The 12,521-nt window shown below is 71.4% G+C and carries 9 protein-coding genes and 1 pseudogene; 3 read left to right on the forward strand and 7 right to left on the reverse strand.

What is annotated here, in order from left to right; genetic code table 11:
• Positions 1–37: 37 nt before the first annotated feature.
• The 7 genes from KVT44_RS22405 to fahA form a co-directional block, all read right to left on the reverse strand.
• On the reverse strand, positions 38–2,773 hold the full coding sequence (locus KVT44_RS22405) for a fumarate reductase/succinate dehydrogenase flavoprotein subunit (RefSeq protein ID WP_308314078.1): 2,736 nt from the start codon (positions 2,771–2,773) through the stop codon (positions 38–40).
• Positions 2,774–2,814: 41 nt separating this feature from the next.
• On the reverse strand, positions 2,815–3,621 hold the full coding sequence (locus KVT44_RS22410; protein WP_217568271.1) for an ABC transporter ATP-binding protein: 807 nt from the start codon (positions 3,619–3,621) through the stop codon (positions 2,815–2,817).
• Positions 3,605–4,462 carry an ABC transporter permease gene (locus tag KVT44_RS22415; RefSeq protein ID WP_190169899.1) on the reverse strand — a complete coding sequence of 286 codons (858 nt, stop codon included), beginning with the start codon at positions 4,460–4,462 and terminating at the stop codon, positions 3,605–3,607. The genes KVT44_RS22410 and KVT44_RS22415 overlap by 17 nt, the downstream gene beginning before the upstream one ends.
• Complete coding sequence (locus tag KVT44_RS22420; RefSeq protein WP_217568272.1) at positions 4,459–5,808, reverse strand: ABC transporter substrate-binding protein; 1,350 nt, start codon at positions 5,806–5,808, stop codon at positions 4,459–4,461. The genes KVT44_RS22415 and KVT44_RS22420 overlap by 4 nt, the downstream gene beginning before the upstream one ends.
• Positions 5,809–5,823: 15 nt before the next feature.
• Positions 5,824–6,051 carry a ferredoxin family protein gene (locus KVT44_RS22425; protein ID WP_010986276.1) on the reverse strand — a complete coding sequence of 76 codons (228 nt, stop codon included), beginning with the start codon at positions 6,049–6,051 and terminating at the stop codon, positions 5,824–5,826.
• A gap of 161 nt (positions 6,052–6,212) precedes the next feature.
• The gene (locus KVT44_RS22430) at positions 6,213–6,992 is read right to left on the reverse strand and encodes a GntR family transcriptional regulator (protein ID WP_217568273.1); all 780 of its coding nucleotides are present in this window, start codon (positions 6,990–6,992) and stop codon (positions 6,213–6,215) included.
• Positions 6,993–7,337: 345 nt separating this feature from the next.
• A complete protein-coding gene (gene fahA / locus KVT44_RS22435; RefSeq protein WP_217568274.1) occupies positions 7,338–8,561 on the reverse strand; it encodes a fumarylacetoacetase in 1,224 nt (407 codons plus the stop codon).
• A gap of 343 nt (positions 8,562–8,904) precedes the next feature.
• Between fahA and KVT44_RS22440 the strand changes: the two genes are divergently transcribed.
• From KVT44_RS22440 to KVT44_RS22450, 3 genes and pseudogenes are all read left to right on the forward strand, one after another.
• On the forward strand, positions 8,905–10,176 hold the full coding sequence (locus KVT44_RS22440; RefSeq protein WP_308314075.1) for an ATP-grasp domain-containing protein: 1,272 nt from the start codon (positions 8,905–8,907) through the stop codon (positions 10,174–10,176).
• 27 nt (positions 10,177–10,203) lie between these two features.
• Positions 10,204–11,406: an FAD-dependent oxidoreductase gene (locus KVT44_RS22445; RefSeq protein WP_217568275.1), complete on the forward strand. Its 1,203-nt coding sequence runs from the start codon at positions 10,204–10,206 to the stop codon at positions 11,404–11,406.
• A gap of 304 nt (positions 11,407–11,710) precedes the next feature.
• Positions 11,711–12,514, forward strand: a pseudogene (locus KVT44_RS22450) (HAD family hydrolase); the annotation flags it as partial.
• Between the last annotated feature and the right edge of the window lie 7 nt (positions 12,515–12,521).

Raw genomic sequence — 12,521 nt, forward strand, 5'->3', positions numbered from 1 at the left:
CCCGGCCCTCCGCCCAGCTCTCTGCTCAGTCCTGTGGTCACAGGGCCCGTGACGCGTACGCCCTGACGTCCGCGTCGGAGTCCGCCGTGGCCGTGGCCAGGGCCGCGCGGGCGTCCTCGTCGATCGCGGAGTGCCGCACGAGGGCCAGGACCGTCGCCTTGCGGACGTCGGCGTTCGGGTCTTCCAGGGCCCGGGCGAGCGCCGGGACGGCGACCCGGGCCTCCGCGGCGGACAGCGCGGTCGCGGCGCCGGAGCGGACCTGCCAGGCGGGGTCGGCCTGGGCGGCGACGGCACGCGCGGCCAGGGATGCCGAGCAGCCGGTGACGGCCAGCGTCGCGAAGGCCGTTGCCCGGACCAGGGCGTCCGGGTCGGTCGTGAGCCGGTCGAGGGTGTCCGCGACGAGCTTTCCCGGAGTCACGTTGGCGAGGGCCTTGGCCACCGTGACGCGGACCTCGCGGGACGGGTCGGCCGCGGCCCGGCTCAGGGGCTCCGCGGCGTCGACGGAGACCAGGGCGCGCACGGCCTCGACGCGGACGGCGATCTCGGGATCGGCGAGGGCGTCCGTGAACAGTTCCGCGTCGCCCAGGCGCAGCGCGCGCAGGACGTCCAGGGCGGCGGCGCGTACGACGGGATCGTCCTCGGTGAGGGCGGCGGCGAGGCCCTCGCGCAGGTCCGGCTCGGCCGGCAGGGTCTCCACCAGCTCGCGCAGCGAGGCCGCGGCGGTGGCCCGTACGTCGCCGTGCGGGTCCCGGAGCGCGGCGGCGAGGGCGGGACCGGTGCCGGGCGGCACGGTCTCGGTGAGGACGTCGACGGCCGAGCGTCGGACAGCGGGGGACGGGTCGCCCAAGTAGGGCAGCAGTGCGGTGAGTTCGGGCTCCTGTTCCGTGAGGGCGAGGAGTTCGAGGAGGCGGGGCGAGGTGCCCGCGCCGGTGTGGTCGAGTCCCCTGCGGTCGGGATCGGGATCGGTGACGGGGACCGTGCCGGAAGGGGGCGCCGAGGCCACCGGCGCGGCGTCCCGTGCCCCCGCCGTGGCGACCGCCTCCGGGTGGACCTCGCCGAGGTGTCGGGAGGCGCCGCCCGTCGGGGCGAAGTCGGGAACCGGGACGAGATAGGGGGCCACGGGACGGGCCGTGAACTCCATGGAGCCGGAGGGGGACTTGTGCAGGTCGAGGTGGTGGAACCAGGCGTCGTCGTCGCGCGCGGGATGGTCCGTGCGGTCGTGGTACAGGCCCCAGCGGGACTCCGTGCGGGCCAGGGACGCGCGGGCCGCCATCTCCGCGCAGTCGCGGATGAACGTGACCTCGGCGCACCGCATCAGCTCGTGCGGAGTGCGGGCACCCATCTCCGTGATGTCCGCGCGCATCCGCTCGAACGCCTCCAGGGCGAGGGAGAGCCGGGCGCCGGACTTCGGCGGCGCCACGTAGTCGTTCACGAAGCGGCGGAGTTTGTACTCGACCTGGGACTGCGGGGGCCCGTCCGGGTGGTGCAGCGGGCGGTAGACCAGTTCGTGTGCGTCGCGCAGCTGGTCCTGCGGCAACTCGCCCTCGTAGGGCTTGTACTGGGAGGCGTCCGCTCCCGCGAGGTCGCCGAAGACGAACGCGCCGATCATGTAGTTGTGGGGGACACAGGCCAGGTCCCCGGCGGCGTACAGACGGGGCACGGTCGTACGGGCGTGGTCGTCGACCCGTACGCCCGAAGCGGAGTGGCCGCCGCACAGGCCGATCTCGGAGATGTGCATCTCGATGTCATGGGTGCGGTAGTCGTGGCCGCGACCGGCGTGGAAGGTACCGCGCGTGGGGCGTTCGGTGGTGTGCAGAATGGACTCGAGGGCGCTGATCGACTCCTCGGGGAGGTGGCTGAGCTTGAGATACACCGGGCCCCGGTCCGAGGCGATCTCGGCGGCGAACTCGGCCATCATCTGGCCCGACCAGTAGTCGGAGTCGACGAAGCGTTCGCCGTGCCGGTTGACCTGGTAGCCGCCGAAGGGGTTGGCGACGTAGGCGCAGGCGGGACCGTTGTAGTCCTTGATCAGTGGGTTGATCTGGAAGCACTCGATGCCGGTGAGTTCGGCGCCGGCGTGATAGGCCATGGCGTAGCCGTCACCGGCGTTGGTGGGGTTCTCGTACGTGCCGTAGAGGTAGCCGGAGGCGGGCAGGCCGAGGCGGCCGCAGGCGCCGGTCGCGAGGATCACCGCCCCGGCACGTACGGAGACGAACCGCCCGGTGCGGGTGTTGAAGCCCGCGGCACCCACCGCACGCCCCTCCGCCGTGAGGACCCGTACCGGCATCACCCGGTTCTCGATGCGGATGCGCTCGCGCATCTCGCGGCGCCGCAACTGCCGGTAGAGGACCTTCTTGACGTCCTTGCCCTCGGGCATCGGCAGCACGTACGAGCCGGAGCGGTGCACCTGGCGGACCGCGTACTCACCGTGCTCGTCCTTCTCGAACTTCACGCCGTACGACTCCAGGCGCCGCACCATCGCGAAGCCGCGGGTCGCGGTCTGGCGGACGGTGGACTGGTCGACGATGCCGTCGTTGGCGCGGGTGATCTCGGCGACGTAGTCGTCGGGTTCGGCGCGGCCGGGGATGACCGCGTTGTTGACGCCGTCCATGCCCATGGCGAGAGCGCCGGAGTGGCGGACGTGCGCCTTCTCCAGGAGGAGGACGTCGGCCCCGTGCTCGGCGGCGGTGAGCGCCGCCATGGTGCCGGCCGTGCCGCCGCCGATGACGAGCACGTCGCAGGAAAGCTCTTCGGCGTCCGCGAGCGCGGGGATCTCCACGGGGGTGTCCACGGGGGTGTCCACGAGGGTGCCTTTCAGGTGCTGAGGGACGTGAGGATCTCGCGGCGCAGGGTGAGCCGTGCCGGGTCGTCGAGTGCGGATCGATCACGCGGGCGCGGTACTTCACGTACGGCGAGAAGCCGGCCGGGGCTGCCGGGACCGCCGTCGTCGGCCGGGTGCCCGGAGCCGAGGAGTGCGACCCGGTCGCCCAGGAACAGCGCCTCGTCCACGTCGTGGGTGACGAAGACGACGGTCGCTCCGGTGCCGTGCAGTACCTCGACGAGGAGGTCCTGCATGCCGGCGCGGGTCTGGGCGTCCAGGGCGCCGAAGGGTTCGTCCATGAGGACGGCGCGGGGTGCTCCGGCGAGGGCGCGGGCGAGCTGGACGCGCTGGCGCTGGCCGCCGGAGACGCGGTGCGGCAACTGCCGTTCGCGGTCGGCGAGTCCGACGCGGGCCAGCCAGGCCGAGGCCCGCGAGCGCCGCTCGGTGCGGGACGAGCCCTTGATGGCCAGCGGGAGTTCGACGTTGGCACGCAGGGTGCGCCAGGGAAGAAGGGCATCCTCCTGGAAGACGAGCGCCCGGTCGGCACCTGGGCCCACCAGGGGGCGACCGTCCTGGGTGACGGTTCCGGCGAGCGCGGGCAGCAGCCCGGCGAGGGTGCGCAGGAGGGTCGACTTGCCGCAGCCGGAGGGGCCGACGACGGTGAGGATCTCGCCGGGGGTGATGTCCAGGACGACGCCTTCGAGGACGGGGGCGCCGGGGCGGCCGAGCGAGGCACGCGTGAGGGACAGCCGGGTGCCGCGCGCGGCGACGGGCGTCCCGGTCTCAGACGAGGTGCTCATCGCGCACCCCCTCCTCACGGACAGGCTCCGGGACGGACGAGACCGGGGCGGGAGCCCTGCGCACGCGCGCCCCGGCGACGTACTCGGTGCGCGGCAGCCACCGGGTGAGCCATCGCCCCACGCGCTCGACGGCCGTGGAGGTGACCCAGCCCAGCACACCGATCGTGACCATGCCGACGAAGACACCGGGATAGTCGACGACGGTGTAGTCCTGCCAGGTGCGGTAGCCGACACCGTACTGGCCGGAGATCATCTCGGCGGAGATCACACAGATCCACGAGACGCCGATGCCGACCGAGAGACCGCCGAAGATCCCGGGGAGGGCGCCGGGCAGGACGACCGAGCCGAGGATCCGCCATCGGCCGCCGCCCATGGTGCGCACCGCCTCCTCCCACACGGGGGCCAGGGCCCGAACCGCGTGCCGGGTGGAGACCAGGACCGGGAAGAAGGCGGCGGCGCAGGTGATGAAGACGATGCCCTGTTCGTTGCTGGGGAAGAGGAGGATCGCCACCGGGACGAGCGCGATCGCGGGGATCGGCCTGAGCACCTCCACCAGCGGGCCGAGCAGGTCCTCGGCCAGGCGCGAGCGGGCCACGAGCACGCCCGTGGCCACCCCCAGGACGGCTGCCAGCAGGAAGCCCGTGAGGATCCGGGTGAGGCTGTCGGTGAGGTCCGTCCAGTAGTCGTGGCCGCCGAGGCGGTCTCCGAAGGCACGGGCCACGTCCGCGACGGTGGGGAACTGCGAGAAGCGCAGCCAGAGATCGACGTTCAGGCTGGTCAGCAGCTGCCAGGCGGTCAGGGCCGCGGCGAGCGAAGCGGCCCTGACGAGATACCGGGTCATGAGGCCCGCTCCAGCGCGGAGGCGTACGAGATCGTGTGCGCGCCCTGGTGGCCGGCGAGGTACGCCCGGGCGGTCGCCGCCGTGACGAAGGGGTGCAGGTCGCTGCCGTCGACCACCCACACCGCCCGGTCGGCGAACCACTGGGTGCCGGTCGTGGCGTCGGGGACATACGCGGCGCGGACGGTGTCGCGGTGGGAGGACACGTAGTGGAGGAGAGCGGAGGGGGAGGCGAAGGTACGGGTCGAGGAGGCGTCCTTGGGCCACACCTCGCTCGCGGCCGGTGGAGGTGACGCGGCGAGCTGATCGGCGTACGCGGTCGGGCCGAGGGCGCGCTTCACGTACTGGTCGTCGACGAAGGCGTCCACGTCGACGTCGCCCACGAGCTTCGCCGACTTCAGGACGGAGACGTCCTTCTTCAGCGCGGAGATCAGCTGGGGCTTGAGGGCCGGGTCGAAGGTGGCGATGCCGTGAGCGCCGTTGTAGAGGTAGACGACCTCGGCGGGCAGATCGGTCGCCTTCGCGACCTTCTGGGCGGCGGCCAGCGGGTGGTCGTGCAGATAGGTCGTCGCCTCCGACTGCGCCCGGAGGAAGGCCTCCAGCACGGTCGGGCGCTTCTTCGCGAAGTCCTCGCGGGCGGTGACGCCGTGGAAGGTCGGCAGATCGAGTGCGGCGCCGTCGTACAGAGCCTTCGCCTTGCCCTGGAAGGCGAGCAGGCCGGGCCAGGCAACGAACTGCGAGAGCGCGTCGGTGCTGCCCGCGGCGAGGGCCGAAGCGCCCACCGCGGGCTGCTGGTTGAGCTTCTGGATGCCCTTGTCCGGGTCGATCCCGGCGCGCTGCAGGGCTCGTACGAGGGTGCCGTCGGCCGCCGAACCGATGCTGGTCGACACCTTCTTGCCGCGAAGGTCGGCGAGGGTGGCGAGTTTCGAGTCCGGTGCCGTGACGATGGTGTTGAGGCCGCCTCGGAGGTTGTAGCCGGTGACGGAGACGAGGCGGGTGGGGCGGCCGAGCTGCTTGCCGCGGGCCGCGTTGATCAGCAGCGGGAAGTCGCCCATCGAGCCGATGTCGATCTTCCCGGCGGTCATCTGGGCGGTGATCGGGGCGCCGGTCGCGTAGTCCTGCCAGTTCACCTTGTACGTCGTGCCGTCTCCGAGGGCCTTGAGCTCCTTCTCGAAGTAGCCGAGCGAACGGAGGAGGGTGCCGGCCGTGACGGTGTTGATGGTCTTGGACTGGTAGCCGACCGTGATGGTGACCGTGGAGCCGGAGCCGGTCGTGGTGCCGCTGCCGCAGGCGGTGAGAGGAAGTACGAGGGCGGCCGTGACCACGGCGGCGAATGCCTTGAGTTTCATGGGAGTTCGGTCCTCTCACCGGAGGAGGTAGGGCATGTTGACCGTGACGGCCCCGGTGGGGCAGCGGGCCGCGCAGGGGCCGCAGTACCAGCACTCGTCGACGTGCATGTACGCCTTGCCGTTGCTCTCGTCGATGGCGAGGGAGTCCAGCGGGCACATGTCCACGCAGAGCGTGCAGCCGTCGATGCACTTCGACTCGTCGATGGTCACGGGCACGTCGGCCCGCTGGGGCGCCAAGGGCATGGCTGTCTCCAGAAAAGTCGTGCGTGGGATGAACCGGAAGGACCCTTCGAAACGATGAAGGGGTGGAGGGGCGCGGCGGTGAGGGGCGCGGCGGTGAAAGGGAGCTGTGGTGAGGGGCGCGGTGCGGAAGGGAGGTGACGGTGACGTGGTGAAGAGAGGCGTCAGATCGCGCGGCGGAGCCGGCCGCTCATTGTGATGCGGTCGCCGCGGAAGCGGATGAACTCCAGGTCCACGGGGCGGCCGTCGGCGAGGTGAGTGAGCCGCTCCAGCATGAGGACGGCCGCACCACGGGGCGCTTGCAGGACGGCCGCCGAGTGTGCGTCGGAGTTGACCGCCTCCAGGGTGATCTCGGCGTGCCCCAGCGGCTGGCCGGCGATGGCTTCCAGGAGGCGGAAGACATCGGTGTTCTCCAGGTCGGCGCCGAGCAGGGCGGTGCCGAGGTCGAGCGGGATGTAGGTGAGGTCGAGGGAGAGGGGGAGTCCGTCGAGGCGGCGAAGTCGTTCGATGTAGAGGACGTCGGCGCCGGGGGCGATACGGAGGCGGTCGGCCACGAGGGTGGGCGCGGCCACGGGGCCGACCGTACGGACCTCGTTGGTGACCTGGCCGTGTTCGCGCAGGGTCTCCGCGAGTCCCATCAGCCGGTCGAGTCCGTGCGGGTACTTCTGGGCGACGACGACGGTGCCGACGCCGGGGAGGCGTTCCACCAGGCCCTCCGCGCGGAGCAGGTCCAGGGCCTGGCGGACGGTGTTGCGCGAGGCGCGGTAGTCGGTGCCGAGGGCGGCTTCGTGCGGCAGGGTGCCGTCCGGGAAACCGCCGGTCAGCACCTGGTGGCGGAGCAGGTCGGCGAGTTGCCTCGCCCGGTCCGCGCGCAGCCGACGCCGGTGGGCGGCGACGGTGGTCGCGCCGGGGCCGGCGTGTTCTCGGACGCGTTCGGTGGGCATGCGACGGACCATACCGACGGGGTGCGGGTGGTGGTGTTGCTGGAGTGTTGCGCCACCTGTCGATGGTGAGGGTCGGGCGTTGGCCTGCGGTTTTGGTTGGGAGGAGGGGAGATCTGCCACCCGCGGGGGCGCGGTGTGGGGCGAGGGTGTCTTGTGGGTGCGAGCGCGGGTGCGGGTGCGGGGACGTGGGGTCGGCGGGGTAGGGGTCTTCGCCCCCGCCGCCCCTACCCGTCCCATCCCAGGGGCTCCGCCCCTTCGACCCCCTGGTGGCCCCTCCCCGGAGGGGCCACAGCGGGGCCTCGCCCCTGCACCCCGCCGGGGCTGTTGACCCGGACGCCGCCGGAGTCAGGAGGGGTTGGGTGCCGGGGTGATGCGGCCCCTCACCTCGCCCAGTCCCACCCGCGTGCCGTCGGGGCCCGGGGCCCAGGCCGTCAGGGTGACCTCGTCGCCGTCCTCCAGGAAGGCCCGCTTGCCGTCGGGGAGGTCGAGGGTGTCGCGGCCGTTCCAGGTGAGTTCCAGGAGGGAGCCGCGCTCGTGCTCGGAGGGGCCGCTGACCGTTCCCGAGCCGTACAGGTCGCCGGTGCGCAGGGAGGCCCCGTTGACCGTCATGTGGGCCAGTTGCTGGGCGGCCGTCCAGTACATGGTGGAGAAGGGGGGTGCGGAGACGACGTGGCCGTTGACGGCGACGGAGATACGGAGGTCGTAGCCGCCGGGCTCGTCCTCGGAGTCGTCCAGGTAGGGGAGGAGGGGGTGCGTGCGGGCCGGGGGCGCGACCCGTGCGTCGTCCAGCGCGTCGAGCGGGGTGATCCACGCCGACACCGAGGTGGCGAAGGACTTGCCGAGGAAGGGGCCGAGAGGGACGTACTCCCAGGCCTGGATGTCGCGCGCCGACCAGTCGTTGAGGAGGCAGAGGCCGAAGACGTGGTCGCGGAAGGAGGAGAGCGGGACGGGCGTGCCCCTGGTCGAGGGTGCGCCGACCACGAAGCCGACCTCCGCCTCGATGTCGAGCCGGACGGAGGGGCCGAAGACGGGGGCGGTGTCGGAAGGGGCCTTGCGCTGGCCCGAGGGGCGGACCACCTCCGTGCCCGACACCACGACCGTGCCGGAGCGGCCGTGGTAACCGATCGGCAGGTGCTTCCAGTTGGGGGTGAGGGAGTCGGTGGCGTCGGGGCGGAAGATCTGTCCGACGTTCCGGGCGTGGTTCTCGGAGGCGTAGAAGTCGACGTAGTCCGCGACCTCGAAGGGGAGGTGCAGGGTCACCTCGGAGAGGGGGTGCAGGAGGGGTGCGATGGTCTCCCGGTGGGCCGGGACCGTCACCCAGGCGGTGAGTGCGCGGCGTACGTCGGACCAGGCTGTGCGGCCGGCGGCGAGCAGCGGGTTCAGGGTGGGCTGCGCGAGCAGTTCGGCGTACGGGGAGCCGAGGGCCTGGGCGGTCGCTCCCGCGTCGAGGACGTGGTCGCCGAGCCGGACGCCGACGCTCCGCTCGGACGCTCCGGCCCGGGAGAAGACGCCGTAGGGGAGGTTGTGCGGGCCGAAGGGATCGCCCTCGGGGACGTCGAAGGGGGGCATCGGGTGGTGCCTCGCTTTCGTGGTCGTGCGCGCTGTGTGGTTCGTGTGACTGTCTTGGCCGTGTGATCCGCGCGGTGCATGTGTGGGTGTTTCACGTGTTCCGGGTGGTCGCGGCACAGGTTACGGGGGAGTGACGTGCTGTGGCAGTGCCCAAAGAGTCGCCATGAGTTGCCGCGAGTTGTCGTGAGGCACTGTGGCGGTACCTGAAGAGTTGCCTCGACAGTGCCTAAAGAGTTCGCAATGTCCGAATAGGCCTTGTCGGACTCAGTAGTTCCGGCTTAGCGTCCTTTGGGGACACGGACGGGGTGGGTCCGGTCCGTAGGGGGGACACGTGGGGGGACCCGTGGCCAGGAGCGTCAGCGGAGTGCCGGTCGACGCCGATCGGAACGTTCCGGGCCTGATCGTGAAGTTTGGCGACTATCCGCTGCATCACGGCGGTGTGGGCGCCATCCGAAGTCTGGGCCGCCTCGGCATACCGATGTATGCGATCACCGAGGACCGTTACACGCCTGCCGCGGCCTCGCGTTATCTGCGCCGTGCCTTCGTCTGGCCGACGACGGGGACGGAGGAGCCGGAGCGTCTGGTCGAGGGGTTACTGCGGATCGGGGCCCGCGTCGGGCGGCCGACGGTGCTCGTCCCGACGGACGAGGAGGCGGCCGTCCTGATCGCCGAGCACCAGGAGGAACTGGGGGAGCGATTCCTCTTTCCTCGGGTCGACGCCAAACTGCCCAGGCGCCTCGCCAGCAAGCAGGGCCTGCACGAACTCTGTGTGGAACACGGCATCCCCAGTCCGGCGGCGGCCTTTCCGCAGTCGTACGAGGAGATCGTGGCGTTCGCCGAGAGCGCTCGGTTTCCGATCGTCGCCAAGAACCGGGAGGCGTTCGTACGCCGCAGCCAGCCGGCGGTGAACGGGACGACGAGGATCGCGACCCGGGAGGGGCTGCTGTCACTCGCCCGGGACTGGGGTGATCAGCCGGGCGTGATCCTCCAGGAGTACCTGCCCAGGGAGGAGGCGGAGGACTGGATCGTGCACGCGTACTTCGACGCGGACTCGACGCCGCTCGCGATGTTCACGGGCGTGAAGGTCCGCTCCTGGCCGCCGCACGCGGGAATGACGGCGAACGCGTACGTCGTGGACAATCCGGAACTCGCGGACCTCGCCGCGCGTTTCATCAAACAGATCGGCTTCAGCGGCGTCATCGACCTCGACCTGCGCTTCGACCGGCGCGACGGGCAGTACAAACTTCTCGACTTCAACCCCCGGATGGGCGCGCAGTTCCGGCTTTTCGAGAACGAGTCGGGGATCGACGTCGTCCGGGCCATGCATCTCGACCTGACCGGGCGCACCGTTCCCGAAGGGGAACAGCGGGCCGGTCACCGGTACATCGTGGAGAACATCGACCTGCCGGCCCTGCTCGCCTACCGGCGCAGCGGCTACACGACCCCGCACGCGCCGGCTCGCGCGAGCGGCACGGAGTTGGCCTGGCTCGCGGGTGACGACCTGCGGCCGTTCTTCACGATGCTCGCGCGCTTCGTGCGGCCGGGCGCGAGGCATCTGTATCAGCTGTGGCGGACCAACCGCCGTGGCAACAGCACCAGTACGACCACGAAGTGACGAAAGTATGTCCTGGGGAGGGACTTCGTGAATCATCCGGTAGCAGTCATCGGTGCCGGCCCGTTCGGCCTGTCCACCGCCGCCCATCTGCGGGCGCGTGGCATCCCGGTGCGCGTGTTCGGCGAGCCCATGGTGAGCTGGCGTGACCACATGCCCGAGGGGATGCTCCTCAAGTCGACCCCGGTCGCGTCCAGCCTCGACGCCCCGCAGCCCGGCCACACGATCGCCGACTACTGCGACGCGGCGGGGACCCGCCGGCTCGTCACGGACGAGGACATCATTCCGGTCGAGACGTTCATCGCGTACGGCGAGTGGTTCCAGCAGCAGCTGGTGCCCGAGTTGGAGCGGGTGCGGGTCGTGTCCGTCGACCGCCGGGGCAGCGAGGGCTTCGAACTCAAGCTGGACTCGGGGGAGTCGTTCACGGCGCGGGCGGTCGTCGTGGCCACGGGACTGTACGGACTCGCCCATCTGCCGCCCGAGCTCGGCGGCGCGGCGGCGGACGGACCCACACCCACCGGCCCCGTCTCGCACAGCTCCCAGCACCACGACCTCGCCCGGTTCTCCGGCAAGGAACTGATCGTCGTCGGCGCGGGCCAGTCCGCGCTGGAGACGGCGGCGCTCGCGGCGGAGGCGGGCGCGCAGGTGCGGGTGGTGTCCCGGGGACGGGGCAGGGTCGCCTTCGGCGCACCGCCCTGGAAGCAGCCGAAGTTGCGTCCCGAGTCGCCCTTCGGACGCGCCTGGTCCCTGTGGGCGCTCAGCTACTACCCGCACCCCTACCGCTATCTGCCCGCCGAGGCCCGGCACTACCTGGTCCGCCGGGTGCTCGGCCCCCTCGGGGCGTGGTGGCTGCGCGACCGCTTCGAGGGCAAGGTCGAGGTCAGCGAGGTCTCCGGGATCGTTCGCGCCGACGTCTCCGACGGGCGTCCGGTCCTCTCCGTGCAGACCCTGGGCGGCCGGAGCGAGGAGCTCGCCGCCGACCATGTCATCGCGGCGACCGGTTATCGCGTCGACATCGCCGCGATGGACTTCCTGGGACACGAGTTGCGTACGGCGCTCGCGGTGAGCCGCGGCACTCCCAAGCTCGGTGCGGGGTACTGCTCCTCGGTGCCCGGGCTGTACTTCACGGGGTTGCCGGCGGCGGCTTCGTACGGGCCGGTGATGCGGTTCGTGTGCGGTACGGAGTTCGCTTCGCCGCGGCTGGCCAAGCACTTGGCGAGCGCGCACGGGTGAGGTGACCGGGGCCAGTACGGCCGGAGGGGTCGGTGACTGGTGGGCCACGCCGTGAGCGGGGCCCAACCCGCCGCGTCGGAGCTCGTGTTGGGCTCAGGCGGCCACAGTCACCGCAGCCGCGTCATCCTCTGGAGTGACATTCCGCTCGGAGTCTTTTCGTACCGTCCGCATCGGTGGGCGGGGGCGGACGTGCACTTTGTACGCCCGGTACGCCCCGTACGGTGAACGGCGTTGCTGACGGGATACCGGACGTCGTCCGGTTCACGCCGGGCCGACGAGTCGTTCGATCCGTATTCTTCGGATCATGGCCGCTCCGACTGCATATTCACTTATCGCCACTGACCTGGACGGAACGCTGCTCCGCGGCGACGACACCCTCTCCGACCGGTCCCGGGCCGCGTTGGAGAGGGTGGCCGAGGCGGGCGCCCGACACCTGGTCGTGACAGGGCGCCCGGCGCCGAGAGTACGACCGTTGCTCGACGAACTCGGCGGCGCGGGGCTGGCGGTGTGCGGGCAGGGGGCGCAGCTGTACGACGCGGCGGCGGACCGACTGCTGTGGTCGGTGACCCTGGACAGGGAACTCGCGGAGACCGCGCTCGGCAAGATCGAGGCGGAGGTCGGGCTGCTCTACGCCGCGGTGGACCAGGACGGCGTGGACGGGCTGACGCTCATCGAGCCGGGGTACGTGATGCCGCATCCGACGCTTCCGGCGGTACGGGTGCGTCACCGCGACGACCTGTGGACGGAGCCGATCAGCAAGGTGTTGCTCCGTCACCCGTCGCTGTCCGACGACGAGTTGGCCTCGGCGGCCCGGGGTGTGGTGGGCTCGTTGGCCACCGTCACCATGTCGGGGCCGGGGACCGTCGAACTCCAGCCATGCGGCGTGACCAAGGCGACCGGTCTGGCGCTCGCCGCCGCCCACCTCGGTCTCACTCCCGCCGCCACCATCGCCTTCGGCGACATGCCCAACGACATCCCCATGTTCGACTGGGCCGCCCGGGGTGTCGCCATGGCCAACGCCCATCCGGAGCTGAAGGCGGTGGCCGACGAGGTGACGCTGTCGAACGAGGGCGACGGGATCGCGGTGGTGCTGGAGCGGCTGTTCCCGTGCCGGT

It is taken from the genome of Streptomyces sp. GbtcB7, assembly GCF_019091445.1.
Lineage (GTDB): Bacteria > Actinomycetota > Actinomycetes > Streptomycetales > Streptomycetaceae > Streptomyces > Streptomyces mirabilis.